The 15,046-nt window shown below is 74.6% G+C and carries 14 protein-coding genes; 5 read left to right on the forward strand and 9 right to left on the reverse strand.

Annotated features, from left to right (window positions below; all coding sequences use genetic code 11):
- Nucleotides 1-242 precede the first annotated feature (242 nt).
- A complete protein-coding gene (locus ACIQR3_RS06290; RefSeq protein WP_403534873.1) occupies nt 243-1,118 on the forward strand; it encodes a Gfo/Idh/MocA family protein in 876 nt (291 codons plus the stop codon).
- A gap of 14 nt (nt 1,119-1,132) precedes the next feature.
- Here ACIQR3_RS06290 and ACIQR3_RS06295 read toward each other — a convergent pair whose 3' ends face one another.
- Complete coding sequence (locus ACIQR3_RS06295) at nt 1,133-1,669, reverse strand: hypothetical protein (RefSeq protein WP_215166978.1); 537 nt, start codon at nt 1,667-1,669, stop codon at nt 1,133-1,135.
- Nucleotides 1,670-1,795: 126 nt separating this feature from the next.
- On the opposite strand from ACIQR3_RS06295, the gene ACIQR3_RS06300 reads away from it, so the two are divergent.
- The 3 genes from ACIQR3_RS06300 (at nt 1,796) to ACIQR3_RS06310 (ending at nt 4,824) form a co-directional block, all read left to right on the forward strand.
- The gene (locus ACIQR3_RS06300; RefSeq protein WP_403534876.1) at nt 1,796-3,070 is read left to right on the forward strand and encodes an APC family permease; all 1,275 of its coding nucleotides are present in this window, start codon (nt 1,796-1,798) and stop codon (nt 3,068-3,070) included.
- Nucleotides 3,071-3,254: 184 nt separating this feature from the next.
- A complete protein-coding gene (locus ACIQR3_RS06305) occupies nt 3,255-4,463 on the forward strand; it encodes a beta-1,3-glucanase family protein (RefSeq protein ID WP_403534879.1) in 1,209 nt (402 codons plus the stop codon).
- Nucleotides 4,464-4,602: 139 nt separating this feature from the next.
- Nucleotides 4,603-4,824 (forward strand): hypothetical protein, encoded by a 222-nt coding sequence (locus ACIQR3_RS06310; RefSeq protein WP_215166975.1) that lies wholly within the window; start codon nt 4,603-4,605, stop codon nt 4,822-4,824.
- 15 nt (nt 4,825-4,839) lie between these two features.
- Here the strand turns inward: ACIQR3_RS06310 and ACIQR3_RS06315 are convergent, their stop codons facing one another.
- The 5 genes from ACIQR3_RS06315 to ACIQR3_RS06335 form a co-directional block, all read right to left on the reverse strand.
- Nucleotides 4,840-5,310: a DUF5709 domain-containing protein gene (locus tag ACIQR3_RS06315; protein WP_403534881.1), complete on the reverse strand. Its 471-nt coding sequence runs from the start codon at nt 5,308-5,310 to the stop codon at nt 4,840-4,842.
- Nucleotides 5,311-5,435: 125 nt separating this feature from the next.
- Nucleotides 5,436-6,287 (reverse strand): proteasome subunit beta, encoded by an 852-nt coding sequence (gene prcB / locus ACIQR3_RS06320; RefSeq protein ID WP_403534884.1) that lies wholly within the window; start codon nt 6,285-6,287, stop codon nt 5,436-5,438.
- A 71-nt stretch (nt 6,288-6,358) separates the two neighbouring features.
- Nucleotides 6,359-7,855: a hypothetical protein gene (locus ACIQR3_RS06325; protein WP_403534886.1), complete on the reverse strand. Its 1,497-nt coding sequence runs from the start codon at nt 7,853-7,855 to the stop codon at nt 6,359-6,361.
- A 115-nt stretch (nt 7,856-7,970) separates the two neighbouring features.
- Nucleotides 7,971-10,325: a glycoside hydrolase family 65 protein gene (locus ACIQR3_RS06330; RefSeq protein ID WP_403534888.1), complete on the reverse strand. Its 2,355-nt coding sequence runs from the start codon at nt 10,323-10,325 to the stop codon at nt 7,971-7,973.
- Entirely contained in the window at nt 10,322-11,062 is a 741-nt protein-coding gene (locus ACIQR3_RS06335; protein WP_403534891.1) for a beta-phosphoglucomutase family hydrolase, read from the reverse strand. Before ACIQR3_RS06335 ends, ACIQR3_RS06330 begins: the two co-directional genes overlap by 4 nt.
- A 98-nt stretch (nt 11,063-11,160) precedes the next feature.
- On the opposite strand from ACIQR3_RS06335, the gene ACIQR3_RS06340 reads away from it, so the two are divergent.
- Nucleotides 11,161-11,853 carry a nucleoside/nucleotide kinase family protein gene (locus ACIQR3_RS06340; protein WP_403534893.1) on the forward strand — a complete coding sequence of 231 codons (693 nt, stop codon included), beginning with the start codon at nt 11,161-11,163 and terminating at the stop codon, nt 11,851-11,853.
- A gap of 657 nt (nt 11,854-12,510) precedes the next feature.
- Here ACIQR3_RS06340 and paaE read toward each other — a convergent pair.
- The 3 genes from paaE to paaC are packed head-to-tail and all read right to left on the reverse strand — an operon-like array spanning nt 12,511 to nt 15,043.
- Complete coding sequence (paaE, locus tag ACIQR3_RS06345) at nt 12,511-13,629, reverse strand: 1,2-phenylacetyl-CoA epoxidase subunit PaaE (protein WP_403534896.1); 1,119 nt, start codon at nt 13,627-13,629, stop codon at nt 12,511-12,513.
- Nucleotides 13,629-14,207 carry a 1,2-phenylacetyl-CoA epoxidase subunit PaaD gene (gene paaD / locus ACIQR3_RS06350; protein ID WP_403534899.1) on the reverse strand — a complete coding sequence of 193 codons (579 nt, stop codon included), beginning with the start codon at nt 14,205-14,207 and terminating at the stop codon, nt 13,629-13,631. Before paaD ends, paaE begins: the two co-directional genes overlap by 1 nt.
- Nucleotides 14,201-15,043, reverse strand: a complete 843-nt coding sequence (gene paaC, locus ACIQR3_RS06355; protein ID WP_403534902.1) for a 1,2-phenylacetyl-CoA epoxidase subunit PaaC — start codon at nt 15,041-15,043, stop codon at nt 14,201-14,203. Before paaC ends, paaD begins: the two co-directional genes overlap by 7 nt.
- Between the last annotated feature and the right edge of the window lie 3 nt (nt 15,044-15,046).

A 15,046-nucleotide genomic window follows, 5' to 3' on the forward strand; every position in this document is an offset into this window, starting at 1 on the left:
TCGACGGGTGGCGTGCCGCCCGGATCGGCAATATCACCGGCCACGCGAACGCCCCGGTCCGTCGGACCGCCGGACCGCCGGACACCCTCCCGCCAGGGCACCAGGCGTCGTCAGGCACCGCTCCGTCCGGGCGTGCGGGCAAAGGTGGTGCACGGTCACGGGACGGTGTGGCACGCTCGCTCCCGGCCGGGCCCGTCCTCCGGGCCGTCCCGGCCTTTTCGGCATCCGAGGAAGGCGGCGGCATGCGTATCGGACTGCTCGGCACCGGTCCCTGGGCGGAGCTGGCGCACGCCCCCGCCCTGCGGCGGCACGAGGGACTCGACTTCGTCGGCGTATGGGGACGCCGCCCCGAGGCGGCCGGGGAACTGGCGGACCGGCACGGCACCCGGGCCTACGACGACGTGGACGCCCTGCTGGCGGACGTGGAGGCGGTGGCCTTCGCGCTGCCCCCGTCGGTCCAGGCGGGGCTGGCGGTGCGCGCGGCCCGCGCGGGCCGCCATCTGCTGCTGGACAAGCCGCTGGCGACCACCGTGGAGGAGGCGGGGGCCGTGGCCGGGGCGGTGCGGGCGGCCGGGGTGGCCTCGGTGGTGTTCTTCACCGCCCGCTTCCAGCCGGCGGTCGAGGAGTGGATCGGCGAACAGGCGGACCGGGGCGGCTGGTTCACGGCGCGGGCGCAGTGGCTCGGCGCGGTGTTCACCGGCGACAGCCCGTTCGCGGGGTCGCCGTGGCGGCGGGAGAAGGGAGCGCTGTGGGACGTCGGCCCGCACGCGCTCTCCGTCCTGCTGCCGGTCCTCGGTGACGTCCGGCGGGTGGCGGCGGCCGCGCCCGGCGCCGGGGACACCGTGCAGGTCGTCCTGGACCACACCGGCGGCGCGTCGAGCGTGCTGACGCTCAGCCTGACGGCACCGCCGGCCGCGGCCGGCGCGACGGTGGAACTGCGCGGCGATGCCGGGGTGACGCTGCTCCCGGAGAGCACGGAGGGGGCCGTACCCGCGCTGCTACGGGCCGGGGACGCGCTGCTCACCGCCGTACGGACGGGCCGCCCGCACCCGTGCGACGCCGCGTTCGGCCTGCGGGTGACGGAGGTCCTGGCCGAGGCCGAAGCGCTGCTGAAGTGACGGGCAGCGGCGGGTCAGCCCTCGTCCGACCTGGTCAGGGCCTCGGTGATCAGGCGGGTGGCGAAGTCGGGATCGTCGGTGATGCGGTTGATGTGCTCCGCGAGCAGGAAGGCGGTGGCCTCCAGGGGAGTCATCTCCTCCTCGGTCCAGTACCCGTACTGCTTGCGCCAGAGGCTGGGGCTCAGGTCGGTGCCCGCGGCGATGACCAGGCCGGCCATGGTGGGGATGGTCTCGGGGGGAACGCTCTTGGGCATCATCCGCATCGTGGCCACGAGGTTGGGCACCACGTACTCGATGACGTCCTTGCCGTGGTCCTCGTGGGCCATCCGCAGCCACCGCATGAACATGTAGATGAGGGTGCAGGCGCCGTCGAGCACGTCGTCGACACCGCCCGGGCCCAGGGAGGCGGCGAACTGGTCGATCAGCTCCTGCTGTTCGGGGTCGGTCCCGGTCTTGCCGTCGTGGATGCTCTTCAGCCGCGAGTCGATCATCATGAGCGCTGCGCCCACATCGCCGGCGGGAGCGTGCTGGGGGTCGCAGGGCGATGACACAGGAATCCTCCTCGGACGACCACGGTGGGTAACTCCGTTTATCCGTAGAGTAGACGGCCGGGGCGGCGGGTGTCCGACGAATCCGGACGAAGGTGAACGGGCCTTCCAGTGTTCGAGGAGCGAACGGTGAGCACGTCGTCGGCGGCTGCCGGAGCGGGCGAACTGAAGCGGCACCTGGGCGTGTTCGATGCCATGGTGATCGGGCTCGGCGCGATGGTCGGCGCGGGGGTGTTCGCCGCGCCGGCCCCCGCCGCCCGCGCGGCCGGTTCGGCACTGCTGATCAGCCTGGCCCTGGCCGCCGTGGTGGCGTACTGCAACGCCACCTCCTCGGCCCGCCTGGCCGCGCGGTACCCGCGGTCGGGCGGCACCTACGTCCACGGCCGCGAGCGGCTGGGCGACTTCTGGGGGTACCTGGCCGGCTGCAGCTTCGTGGTCGGCAAGACCGCCTCCTGCGCGGCGATGGCCCTGACCGTGGGGACCTATGTGTGGCCGGAGCGCGCGCACGCCGTGGCGGTCGCGTCGGTGGTGGCGCTGACGGCGGTGAACTACGTCGGGGTGCGCAAATCCGCGTGGCTGACCCGCGCGATGGTCGCGGTCGTCCTGGTGGTGCTCGCCGCGGTGGTCGCCGCCTGTCTGGCCGGCGGCACGGCCCGGGCCGCCCGGCCGGACGCCGGGGCGGGCGCCGGCTTCGACGGGGTCCTCCAGGCGGCCGGACTGCTGTTCTTCGCGTTCGCCGGGTACGCGCGCATCGCCACCCTCGGGGAGGAGGTCCGCGACCCGGAGCGGACCGTCCCCCGCGCCGTCCCCCTCGCGCTCGGCATCGCGCTGGCCGTCTACACGGCCGTCGCGGTCGCCGTGCTCGCGGTGCTCGGGCCGGACCGGCTCGCCCGGGCCGGGGCCCCGCTCGCCGACGCCGTGCGCGAGGCCGGCACGCCGGGACTGGTGCCGGTGGTCGGTGCCGGGGCGGCCGTGGCGGCGGCCGGATCGCTGCTGGCGCTGATCCTCGGGGTCTCGCGCACCACCCTGGCCATGGCCCGCGACCGGCACCTGCCGCACGCACTGGCCGCGGTCCACCCGCGGTTCGGGGTGCCGCACCGGGCCGAACTCGCGGTCGGCGCGGTGGTCGCCGTCCTGACCGCCGTCACCGACGTACGCGGCGCGATCGGCTTCTCCTCCTTCGGCGTACTGGTCTACTACGCCGTCGCCAACGCCTCCGCCTGGACCCTCACGCCCGCCGAGGGCCGCCCCGCGCGGATCGTGCCGGCCGTCGGCGCCGCCGGGTGTCTGGTCCTGGCCTGTGCCCTGCCGCCGGCCTCGGTGCTGTGGGGAACCGCGGTGGTCGTGGCCGGCGCCGCCGCCTGGGCGCTGCGGCGGGCCACCGCCCGCGCCGGGGCGGATTAAGCGGCCCTTAAACACCGGTTAAGGCGCGCCCGCGGCGCTTCCGGTATCCCCAACTCCTCACCGGATCAGCCGATTTGGCCACCTCGCCGACCGTTGGCCGCTCCCCTGCCGCTGCGTAGCATCGGGCCCGTTCTGAGAGCGCTCTCACGCGCCGCACCACGCAAGCCCTCAGGAGGCCCCCCACATGACCGCTCGTCACCAGCGCCCGCTCGGCCGCCGCAAGCTGCTCGTCGCCCTCGGCGGAGCGGCGGTGGCCGCACCCGCCATCGCCGCCATCGCTCCGCACGCCCTCGCCGACAACGGCTCGGACGCGGCCCGGGCCGGCACCGGGGCGGCGGGCGCGCTGCCGTTGACGGTCGTCAACGAGACCGGCTCCTTCGGCAACGGCGACGTCCACCTCTACGTCGTGGGCAACGTGGACGGCAAGCAGGTGCGGCTCGCCCCGGACGGCACCCTCGCCCCCATCGCCCTGTCCGACAACGGCGCCGACGGTTACACCGACTACGCCATCAGCCTCTCCGGCGGCGACGAGACCCGGCTCTCCCTGCCGTACATGTCCGGCCGGATCTACGTGGCGCTCGGCGAGAAGCTGAAGTTCAAGGCGGTCACGGACGGCGCCGGCAACGCCGCGCTCCAGTACCCGGCGGGCTGGGTGTCGTCCGACCCCAACTACGGGGTGCTGCACGACTGCGCGGAGTTCACCTACAACGCCTCCGGCATGTTCTGCAACACCACGATGGTCGACATGTTCAGCGTGCCGATGGCCATCCGGCTGACCGGCGCCAAGGACCAGACGACGGGCACCGTGAAGGCCGGCGGCCGGGCGGCGGCGTTCGCGGCGGTGCGGCAGGTGGAGGAGTTCGCGCCGCTGGTCGTCGACGACACCCGGATCATCGCCCCCGGGCACGGGCTGGACGCCGGGCTGTTCGCGAAGGACTACTTCGCCCCGTACATCGACGAGGTGTGGAGCACCTACACCGGCAAGGACCTCACCGTCACCACCAACGCCGGGACGTTCACCGGCCGGGTGCGCGGCGAACGGTTCACCTTCAGCGGACCGGCCTCGGTCTCCTTCGCCAAGCCGTCCACCCGGGACGTGCTGTTCTGCGACGGCGCGCTGGCCGCGCCGAACGACGGCACGACCGGCCCCGTCGCGGCGGTCCTCGGCGCCGGCTTCAACCGCTCCACGCTGCTGTCCTCGCCCGCCCAGCCGGCCACCGACCCCGCCGCGTTCTACGGCACCGCGCTCACCAACCACTACGCCAAGGCGATGCACGCGGCCACCGAGGACGGCAAGGCGTACGGCTTCGCCTTCGACGACGTCGCCGACTTCGCCTCCTACATCCAGGACACCGCGCCCACCGGGATCCGGCTGACGCTCACGGCCTTCTAGGGCCCCTCAGGGGCTCCACAGCGGCTCCTCCGGGCGCCCGAGCCCCTCGGGGACGTTACGGTGATATCGGGAGATTCGGGACCGGGAGATGGACACCGGGACCGAACCAGCGATCCGGACCCCGAGGAGCGTACCGATCATGTCGACACCACAGCCCGACGCTTCCCGGCCGTCCGGGGCGGGCGCGGACGAGGACCGCGTCACCCCGGACGGCCTGCTCCACGCCCGTACCGGCACCGAGGTGTCACCCGAGGACGTGGTCCTCGCGGCCGGACGGGACCTCACCGAGAGCAACCTGGAATGGGCCCGGCGCAAGCTGGCCGCCGAAGGCCCGGCGGCCTTGGACAAGCTGCTGCCCTGACAGCTGTGCCGTCCTCTAGGGGAGGTCCGTGTCGTCCTCGATGACGTGTACGGCGGCCTCCTCCGCGCCGGCCGCACCGCCGTCGATGCCGACGTCCTCGGCGACGGTCTCCTTGGTCGTGTCGGTGCGGACGCCCTCGTCGGGGGCGACCAGGCGCCCGGAGCGGTCCGTGCCCGCCTCCGGGTCGACCGGTTCGCCCTCGCCGTCCGGGCTGTCGCCGATGCCGTCGCCGGCGGGCGGGGACACGTCGGGCACCTCCTGGGCCAGCCGTTGGTCCAGGGTCTCGCCGTCGTGCTGCTCGGCCGCGGTGGTGCCCACCTTGTCGACGCCGAGCGGCTTCTCCGGCGGGGAGTAGCCCTCGTCGAGGGTGTCGTCGTAGGTGCGCTCGTCGAGCGCGTCCTCCATGTCCAGCGGCGCGGCGTCCTCCTGCTCCTCGTTGCTTCCGGTGGGCTGGTAGACATCGTCGGCCATCGGGTCCGTGCCCATCGCTGCCTCCCTCTCGCTCGCGCTGCGTCGCCTGGGGCGTCTCGGTCTGCTTTCGCGTTTCCCGTCACGCGATCTTTAACCTCAGCGGGCGTCGAGGGGCAGGGAGCCAGAAGGCGGCGAAGAGGTCAGAGGGCGGCGGGCGGTCCGTCCGGCCGGCTGTCGCGCTGCTCCACCATCTCCCGGCTCAGCCGCTCCGTCTCGGCCTCGGAGAGCCGCTCGACCCCGGCCTCGGTGATGACCGAGACCACGGGGTAGATGCCCCGGCCGAGGTCCGGGCCGCCGGTCGCAGAGTCGTCGTCGGCGGCGTCCCACAGGGCGTGCAGCGCGGCCAGGACCGCCTCGCGCCGGGACATGTCCGCGCGGTAGAGCTTCTTCAGCGCGCCCCGGGCGTACGGGGAGCCGGAGCCCTCGGCGTGGAAGCCGTCCTTCTCGTAGAGCCCGCCGGCGACGTCGTAGGAGAAGACACGTCCGCGTCCGCCGCCCGGTGCGGTGACGTCGTAGCCGGCGAGCAGGGGCACGACGGCGAGGCCCTGCATGGCCTGGCCCATGTTCTGCCGGATCATGGTCGCCAGCCGGGTGGCCTTGGCCTTCAGGGTCATCGGGATGCCTTCGATCTTCTCGAAGTGCGCCAGCTCGACCTGGTAGAGCTTGACCATGTCCAGCGCGAGCCCGACGGTGCCCGCGAACGCCACCGCCGTGTGGTCGTCGGCGGGGTGCACCTTCTCCAGGTCGCGCTGGGCGATGAGGTTGCCCATGGTGGCCCGGCGGTCGCCGGCGATCAGCACACCGTCGCGGTAGGTGAGGGCGAGCACGGTGGTGCCGTGCGGTACGTCGTCCGAGGCGCGCACCCCGTCGGACAGGACGCGTCGCGTGACCAGCAGTCCGGGGCGGTGGGCCGCCAGGAATTCGGTGAAGGACGACGTCCCCGGCGTGAAGAACTCCGCCACCGGCCGCCCGTCCGTCTCTGCGCTCGCCATGCCTCTCCCCCTTCGCCCGGATACCGACAACCGGAGTCCTACCTGATGCCGCCGGGCCGGAAACCCGCCCCTCAGCCGTCGCCGGCCGGCCCCGGCCGCGGGGCGACGAGGACACGCAGGTCGCCGACGCGGTGCGGGGTCCAGGTGCGGGCGTAGCCGGGCACCGCGCCGCCGGGAGCGGTGACCGCGGCGACCGGGAGGCGCCGGGCGGTGCGTGCGACCTCGGCGGGGGTGGTGTTCTCGTTGTGGCCGGCGGTGTTCCCGGAGGAGCAGCCGGTGTAGTAGCCGAGCGGGATGGCCTCGTGGCCGGTGAGCAGGCAGGGCGGGCGCACACCGAGGCGGTGCAGCTCGGCTGCCGCGCGGGCCCAGTCCTGGCGGGCGCGGGTGGTGCGGTCGACGGTGCGGTCCAGTACGGCGTACTGCGCCGCCAGGTGTCCGGCCAGCGCGAGGGCGACCAGGGCCGCCGCGACCGGGCGCCACCGGCCGCCGGGGGTGCGCACCAGGTGCCGCAGGGCGTCGGCGACCGGGACGGCGAGCAGGGCGTAGGCGGGCTGGAGGAACCGGGGCGCCGCGTACCCGATCATGAACAGGTAGGGCAGGGCGGCGGTCGCGGCGCAGGCGAGCGGCAGCAGGGTGCGGGCGGTGCGTCCGGCCCGTACGGCGATCACCAGGGCCAGGGCGGCGAGCAGGGGCAGCGCGAACCACCACAGGGTGACCGCGGGGTGCGGGAACGACCCGGTGCACGGGCGGCACAGGGCGCGTCCGCCCAGGCTGCGGAGCTGGTCGTCGACGGCGATCTGCCAGCCGAGGCCGCCCTGGATGCGGGACGCCTCGCGCAGCCGCTCGCCGAGGCCCCCGTACCAGGCGTACGCCTCGACCACCCACTCCACTCCCCCGGCCGCGAGGCCGCCCACGAGGGCGACGAGCAGCCGCAGGTGGCGGCGCCACAGGGCGACGGCCAGCAGCGGGAGGCTGACGTAGACGGCGTCGGCCGGGCGCATCCACGCCATCAGCGCGGCTCCCGCCACCACGCCCCACAGCGCGGCCCGCGCCGAGCGGTCGGCGCGGGCCCGCAGGAAGGAGCCGGCGCAGATCAGGGCGCCGACGGCGACCCAGTAGTTGGGCATGGCCTGGGGGCCGTAGAAGAGGGTCACCCACAGGGTGGCGAAGAGGGCGCCGGCCGTGGCGAGGACGCCGGCCGGGAACAGGCCGCGCCAGGCGCGCAGGGCGAGGAAGAGGCCGAGGCCGGAGAGGGCGGCGAGGTAGACGCGGAGCAGTCCGGTGGAGGACGACCAGGAGGCGACCGGGGCGACCAGCAGGGAGGGGCCGCGGGAGCGGGGGGCGCTGAAGAACGCGGCGGGGTGGTGTCCGGTGACCTGGCTGACGTAGACGATCTCGTCCCAGCCGAGGCCCAGGCCGGGGCGGACGAGGAGGAGCTGGGCCAGGGTGAAGGCGCAGGCGACGGCGGCGAACAGGCGGGTGGCGGGGAGGCGTCCGGGGGCGCCGGGCCCCGGCGCCGGGCCGCCCCGCCGCCCGCCGGTCAGGACGGCGTGCGCGCTGTCGGCCATGTGCACCCCTCACCCGTACATACGGAGAACCCCGGGCGAACCCCGGGTGAACGAGATCAAGTTAACCCGGGGTGCGCGGCAGCGCAGGCCAGAACCGGCCAGTCGCCGGACCCCCTCAGCGGGCGTTCGGGCGGCGGTGCGGCGGCTGTTCGGGCTCCGGGCGCGGGGTGAGCGGGGGGACGGCGCGGACGACGGGGCCGTCCCCGTTCACGGTGAACACGGTGCCGTGGTGGCCGACCCGCATGGGCGGCCCGGACAGCAGGGTGTACGTCGCCTTCCCGCCGTCGATCTCGACGCGCAGGCACCGGCCGCGGAACTGGAGCCGGAAGGCCAGCCGGCTGAACTTCTCCGGCAGCCGCGGGGAGAAGCGGAGCATGTCGCCGTCGCGCCGGGTGCCGCCGAACCCGGCGACCAGCGCCATCCAGGTGCCGGCGAGGGAGGCGATGTGCAGTCCGTCGCGGGTGTTGTGCTCCAGGTCGGCCAGGTCCATCAGGGCCGCCTCCGCCGCGTAGTCGTAGGCGAGGCGCAGCTGGCCCGTCTGGGCGGCGACGACGGCCTGGCAGCAGGCGGAGAGGGAGGAGTCGCGGACGGTGAGCGGCTCGTAGTAGGCGAAGTTGCGGGCGATCTGCTCCTCGTCGCAGTGCGCGTCGAACCAGCTGCCGCAGGTGTACATCGCGAGGACGAGGTCGGCTTGTTTGACGACCTGCTTGCGGTAGAGGTCGAAGTAGGGGAAGTGCAGCATCAGGGGGTACTGGCCGGCGCCGGTGCGGGCGAAGTCCCAGCGCTGGTGTCGGGTGAAGCCGGCGTGCTGCTCGTGGACGCCCAGTTCCTCGTTGTACGGGATGTGCACGGACTCGGCGGCGTCCCGCCAGGTGGCGCTCTCCTCGTCGTCCACGCCGTGCCGGGCCGCCTCGTCCGGATACCGCTCGCAGACCTCGGCGGCGGCCAGGAGGTTGGAGCGGGCCATGAGGTTCGTGTACAGGTTGTCGTCGGCGACCGCGCTGTACTCGTCCGGGCCGGTGACGCCGTCGATGTGGAAGACGCCGTGGTGGTCGTGGTGGCCCAGCGAGCGCCACAGGCGGGCCGTCTCCACCAGCAGTTCCAGGGCGGTGTCGCGTTCGAAGCCGGTGTCGCCGGTGGCGGCCACGTACCGGACGGCGGCGTGCGCGATGTCGGCGTTCACGTGGAAGGCGGCGGTGCCGGCCGGCCAGTACGCGGAGCCCTCGGAGCCGTCGATGGTCCGCCAGGGGAAGGCCGCGCCGCGCAGGCCGAGCTGGGCGGCGCGGTCGCGGGCGGCGGGCAGGGTGTCCTGGCGCCAGCGCAGCGCCTCGGCGACGGCCCGGGGCTCGGTGTAGGTGAGGACCGGGAGCACGAACATCTCCGTGTCCCAGAAGGCGTGTCCGTCGTAGCCGGAACCGGTCAGCCCCTTGGACGGGATGGCGCGCTGCTCGGCCCGGGCGCCGGCCTGGAGGACGTGGAAGAGGCCGAAGCGCACGGCCTGCTGGATCTCCTCGTCGCCGTGCACCTCGACGTCGGCGCGGGCCCAGAAGTCGTCGAGGTAGGACCGCTGTTCCGCCACCAGGCCGTCCCAGCCGCCGTGCGCGGCGGCGGCCAGCGCGGCCTCGACCTGGTCGCTCATCGCGGGCCGGGACCGGGCGCCCGACCAGCCGTGGGCGACGGTCTTGCGCACCCGCAGCCGCTGCCCGGACTCCAGTACGGAGGTGACGGTCAGCCGGGCCACGTCGTCGCTGGACTCGCTGCCGGTCGTGGTGGACTCGGGGCCGTCCACCTGGTGGTCGGCGGCCACCGCGACCCTGAGGCCGCTGCGCCGGGTGCGGTGGACCAGGCGCAGCCGGGGGCCGAGGGCGTGGTGCTCCTCCGGTTCCAGCGGGGACTTGAGGGCCTTGCTGGCGCGCGGGTCGCCGTTGGGGTCGGGCAGGCTCTCGTTGGCGACCAGCTCCGACTGGATGACCACCCGGACGCGGCCGTCGACGGCCTCGACCTCGTAGTCGACCGCGGCGATGGCCCGCTGGGTCAGGGAGACCAGCCGGGTGGAGCGCACCCGTACGGTGGAGCCGGCCGGGGAGGTCCACTCGCAGACCCGTTCCAGGACGCCCCGGCGCAGGTCGAGGGTGCGTTCGTGGGCGACGAGGCGTCCGTAGCGCAGGTCGAAGGGTTCGTCGTCGACGAGGAGGCGCAGCAGCTTGCCGTTGGTGACGTCGATGACGGTCTGGCCGGACTCGGGGTAGCCGTAGCCGGCCTCGGCGTAGGGCAGCGGGTGGAGTTCGTGGACGCCGTTGAGGTAGGTGCCGGGCAGGCCGTGCGGTTCGCCCTCGTCGAGGTTGCCGCGCCAGCCGACGTGGCCGTTGGACAGCGCGAAGACGGACTCGCTCTGGGCGAGGAGGTCGAGGTCGAGTTCGGTCTCGCGCACCGACCAGGGGTCGACGGCGTAGGCGCGGTCGGTGATCACGCGCCGCTCCCGAGGTCGGCGAGGTCCTCGACCACACGGTCGGCGCCGTGGGCGTAGAGGGCGTCGCGCTGGCCGACGCGGTCGACGCCGACGACGTAGCCGAAGTGGCCGGAGCGGCCGGCGTCCATGCCGGCCAGGGCGTCCTCGAAGACGGCGGCGCGGGAGGGGTCGACGCCGAGGTCGCGGGCGGCGGCGAGGAAGGTGTCGGGGCGCGGCTTGCCCGGCAGGCCGCGTTCGCGGGCCACGACGCCGTCGATCCGGGTGTCGAAGAGGTGCTCGGCGTCGATGGAGCGCAGGACGTCGACGGTGTTGGCGCTGGACGACACGATGGCGGTGCGCAGGCCGGCGGCGCGGACCGCCTCGATGTAGCGCAGGGTGCCGTCGTAGGCCTCGACGCCGTCGGTGCGGATCTTCTTCAGGAGCAGCTCGTTCTTGCGGTTGCCGAGGCCGTTGACCGTCTGCCGGCCCGGCGGGTCGTCGGGGTCGCCCTCGGGCAGCTCGATGGAGCGGGAGGCGAGGAAGGTGCGCACGCCGTCGGCGCGGGGGCGGCCGTCGACGTACTCGTCGTAGTCGGAGTCGGTGAAGGGCCGGAAGTCCTCGCCGTCGCGTTCGCGCAGGAACGAGTCGAACGTCTCCTTCCAGGCGGCGGCGTGCACCACCGCCGTCCTGGTGACGACCCCGTCGAGGTCGAAGAGGCATGCCTGCACGGTTTCGGGGAGGCCGAGCTGCGTGGTCATACCCGTGACAGTTCCCCGCCAGAGCGCCTCCCATCGGGTGGTCCGTGACACAGGGGCGGGCCCGGGGGCTGGTCGGCGGCGGTGGCACACTGCTGGGTGTGCCGCTGACTTTCGACGACCTCCTGGCCCGTGCCCGTGCCCTCCCGGTGGACGGGCGGCGCGCGGTCCTCGGCATCGCCGGCAGCCCCGGGGCGGGCAAGACGACGCTCGCCGAGCGCCTGGTGCGGGAGCTGAACCGGGACGCGGGGGCGGCGTGGGCCGCGCACGTGCCGATGGACGGCTTCCACCTCGCCGACGCCGAACTGGACCGGCTGGGCCGCCGGGACCGCAAGGGCGCGCCGGACACCTTCGACGCGGCGGGGTACGCGGCGCTGCTGCGGCGCCTGCGCGAGAACGACTCCGACGGGTGCCGCGACGTCGTCTACGCGCCCGGCTTCGAACGGGTGCTGGAGCAGCCGATCGCCGGGGCCGTCCCGGTGGAACCGGGGGCCCGGCTGGTGGTGACGGAGGGGAACTACCTGCTGCTGGACAGCGGTGCCTGGGGCCGGGTCCGGCGGGCGCTGGACGAGGTCTGGTTCTGCGAGATCGACGACGCGGAACGGGTACGCCGGCTGATCGCCCGGCACGAGCGGTTCGGCAAGTCCCCCGAGGAGGCGGCGGCCTGGGTACGGCGCACCGACGAACGCAACGCGGCCCTGGTCGCCACGACCCGGGGACGGGCCGACCTGGTGGTACCCGGGGCGGCGCTGCGGGGTGGTCCGGCGGGGGCTGGATCAGCGGGGGTGGGCTGAGCGGGGGCCGGTACAGCGAGGCCCGGACCGGCGGGGACCGGTCCGGTGTCCCGGTACAGCAAGGCCCGGACGGGCGAGGACCGGTCCGGTGTCCCGGTACAGCAAGGCCCGGACCGGCGAGGACCGGTCCGGTGTCCCGGTACAGCAAGGCACGGACCGGCAGGGACCGGACCGGCGGAGGCCGACTCGGCGGAGACCGGTCACGTCGTGGGCCGGTCCGGCACCCGCCGGTCGGCACCCGCCGGTCGGCACCGGCCGGGCACGGCGCGGCTGACCCGGGCGGACGGGCCCGGCCGGGCCCGGCATGCCCGGCCCGAGACGGATGGCCCCGGCCGGCCCCGGAGCCGTGCCCCGCGGCGCATCGCCCCGACCGGGCCCCGGGGCGGTCGCCCTTGGCATGTCGCCCCGACCGGACCCAGGGCGGTGGCCCTGGTCAAGCGACCGACCGGGCCGCGGAGCGGCGGCCCGTGACGGAACGCCCCGACCCCCGCAGAGGAGCACCCCCGACGAAACGCCCCGCCCCACCCCCGTACGTCCGACCCGGAACGGACCGACCCGACCGGCCCTCACCCGACCGGCCCTCACCCGACCGGCCCGAGCCGGACATACCCCCAGGCCGAGATCCCCCAGGCCCCGCCACCACGGTCCGCCGTCCGCTCAGCTGTCGAAGTCGACGGTCAGGGCGTCCGAGACGGGGAACGTCTGGCAGGTCAGCACGTACCCCCCGGCCACCTCCGCCGGTTCGAGGGCGTAGTTGCGGCGCATGTCGGCCTCGCCGTCGGTGACGAGGGCCCGGCAGGTGCCGCAGACGCCGCCCTTGCAGGCGAACGGCAGGTCGGGCCGGACCCGCGACGCCGAGTCGAGCAGCGGCTCCTCGCGGGAGAGCGGGGACGTGGTGGAGCGGCCGTCCAGGACGACGGTGACCTGGCTGACCGGTCCGTCGGGCCGCCGGTCCTCCCGGCGCACGGGTGCGAACGGTTCCTCACCGGCGTAGAACAGCTCCTGGTGGACCCGGTCGTCGGGCACTCCGAGCCCGGACAGCACCCGTCGCGCGTCCTGGACCATGCCGTGCGGGCCGCACAGCCACCAGTGGTCGGCCCCGGCCACGTCGACCAGCCCGTCGACGAGCGCGGCCAGTCGGCCGGCGTCCAGCCGTCCGGACAGCAGTTCCGCCTCGCGGGGTTCCCGGGAGAGCACGTGTGCGAGCTGGAACCGGTCCGGGCAGAGGTCCTTCAGGTCGGCCAGTTCGTCGGCGAACATCACCGAGTCGGTGCGGCGGTTGCCGTAGAAGAGGGTGACGCGGGAGCGGTCGTCGGCGGCGAGGACGGACTCGGCGATGGAGAGCATCGGCGTGATGCCCGAGCCGGCCGCGACCAGGACGTGGTGCCCGGGTACGGACAGGTCGGGGGTGAAGGTTCCGGTCGGGGCCATCACGTCCACGACGTCTCCCGGCCGGACCTCCCGCACCAGCCAGGAGGAGAACAGCCCGCCGGGCACCGTACGGACCCCGATGCGGGGCTGGTCGCCGACCGGTGAGCAGATCGAGTACGAACGCCGCTCCTCGCGTCCGCCGACCTCGCGGCGCAGGGTGAGCGCCTGTCCGGGCGCGAAGGCGAACTCCTCCGCCAGTTCCCCGGGGACGTCGAAGCTCACCTCGGCCGCGTCCTCGCACAGCCGCCGTACGGCCGCCACCCGCAGGGCGTGGAAGGCCGGGCGGCGGCGCGTGCGGCGGCCGGGAGCGGGGGTCGCGCAGGCAGGGGCCGACAGGTCCGCCATCAGATCTCCTTGACGTACTCGAACGGCTCGCGGCAGGCGCGGCAGCGCCACAGCGCCTTGCACGAGGTGGCGCCGAACCGTGAACTCTCCTCGGTGTCCGCCGAACCGCAGCGCGGGCACGTCACCCGGTGCCGCGTCGGCGCCAGCGTGAGCGGCACGGGTCCGGGCGGGTGGCGCGGTGCCGGGCCGGGCGGGGCGATGCCGTGTTCGGTGAGCTTGCGCCGGCCCTCGGGGGTGATCCAGTCGGTGGTCCACGGCGGGTCGAGGACCGTGCGGATCTCCACCCGGTCGAAGCCGGCCTCCCTCAGCCGGGCGGCCACGCCCGCGCGCATCTCGGCCATCGCCGGGCAGCCCGAGTAGGTCGGGGTGAGGCGCGCGACGACCGTGCCGTCGTCGGTGACCTCTACGGCGCGCAGTACTCCGAGGTCGGCGAGGGTGAGCATGGGCAGCTCCGGGTCCGGCACCTGCTCGGCGACGTGCCGGGCGTGCCGCGCCGGGGTGAGGGCGGTCACCGGGCCGCCTCCGGGGGGCACCGGGTCGCCTCCGGGGGGCACGATGTCGCCTCCGGGGGTCACCATGTCGCCTCCGGGTCGGCGCGGGCCACGGACTGCAACTCGGCCAGCAGCGGCGCCAGGTGTCCGGTGTGCCGGCCCTGCCGACCGGGCCCGTCGACGCCTGGCGGCACCTCCGGCGGCTCGTCCGGCAGGTCGAGGCCCGCCGCGTCGGTGACCTGCCGCAGAACGCCGAGGACCTCGTCCCGGGCGTCGTGGGCGTCGAGGAGTTCGCCCAGGTACGGCACCACCCGCTGGAGCCCGGCCCGCATGCGGCGGTGCGACTCCTCGGTGCCGTCACCGAGCCGGACCACCCACTCGGCCGCGTACTGCCGGTGGTACGTCAGCTCCTTCACGCCCTTGGCCGCGACGGCGGCCAGCACGGGGTCGGGCGACCCGGACAGCCGCTCGAAGTGCGCGAGCCGCCAGCTGGAGAGCACCAGCAGCCGGGCCACCGTGAACGCGAAGTCGCCGTTGGGCAGTTCGGCCAGCGTCACGTTGCGGAAGTCGTCCGGGTCACGGAAGTAGGCGTAGGCGTCCTCGTCGCGGCCGGTGCCGTCGGCCTGGCCGCAGCGGGCGTACAGCAGGCGGGCCTGGCCGAGCAGGTCGAGGCCGATGTTGGCGAGGGCCACCTCCTCCTCCAGCTCCGGGGCACGGGTGGTCCACTGCGCCAGGCGCTGGGCGCTCACCAGGGCGTCGTCCCCGAGGGCCAGGCAGCACGCGGCGAGTCCGTCGCGGTCGACGCCGGCCGGGACGGTGGTGTCCACGCCGTGCAGCGGGTCCTCGAAGCCGGTGCCGTACGCCCACCGGGTGTCGTCCCCGTGTCCCTCGGCCAGGGACATGTAGACGTGGTCGTCGCTCATGCC

The sequence above is a fragment of the Streptomyces sp. NPDC090994 genome (assembly GCF_044768905.1).
In the GTDB taxonomy this organism is placed as follows: domain Bacteria; phylum Actinomycetota; class Actinomycetes; order Streptomycetales; family Streptomycetaceae; genus Streptomyces.

What these genes read in the sequence shown, in the direction of transcription:
- ACIQR3_RS06310 (WP_215166975.1), top strand. Translation starts at nt 4,603, where the DNA reads ATGTCGACACCACAGCCCGACGCTTCCCGGCCGTCCGGGGCGGGCGCG.
- ACIQR3_RS06305 (WP_403534879.1), top strand. Translation starts at nt 3,255, where the DNA reads ATGACCGCTCGTCACCAGCGCCCGCTCGGCCGCCGCAAGCTGCTCGTC.
- prcB (WP_403534884.1), bottom strand. Translation starts at nt 6,287, where the DNA reads ATGGCGAGCGCAGAGACGGACGGGCGGCCGGTGGCGGAGTTCTTCACG.
- ACIQR3_RS06335 (WP_403534891.1), bottom strand. Translation starts at nt 11,062, where the DNA reads ATGACCACGCAGCTCGGCCTCCCCGAAACCGTGCAGGCATGCCTCTTC.
- ACIQR3_RS06325 (WP_403534886.1), bottom strand. Translation starts at nt 7,855, where the DNA reads ATGGCCGACAGCGCGCACGCCGTCCTGACCGGCGGGCGGCGGGGCGGC.
- paaD (WP_403534899.1), bottom strand. Translation starts at nt 14,207, where the DNA reads ATGGTGACCCCCGGAGGCGACATCGTGCCCCCCGGAGGCGACCCGGTG.
- paaE (WP_403534896.1), bottom strand. Translation starts at nt 13,629, where the DNA reads ATGGCGGACCTGTCGGCCCCTGCCTGCGCGACCCCCGCTCCCGGCCGC.
- ACIQR3_RS06315 (WP_403534881.1), bottom strand. Translation starts at nt 5,310, where the DNA reads ATGGGCACGGACCCGATGGCCGACGATGTCTACCAGCCCACCGGAAGC.
- paaC (WP_403534902.1), bottom strand. Translation starts at nt 15,043, where the DNA reads ATGAGCGACGACCACGTCTACATGTCCCTGGCCGAGGGACACGGGGAC.
- ACIQR3_RS06290 (WP_403534873.1), top strand. Translation starts at nt 243, where the DNA reads ATGCGTATCGGACTGCTCGGCACCGGTCCCTGGGCGGAGCTGGCGCAC.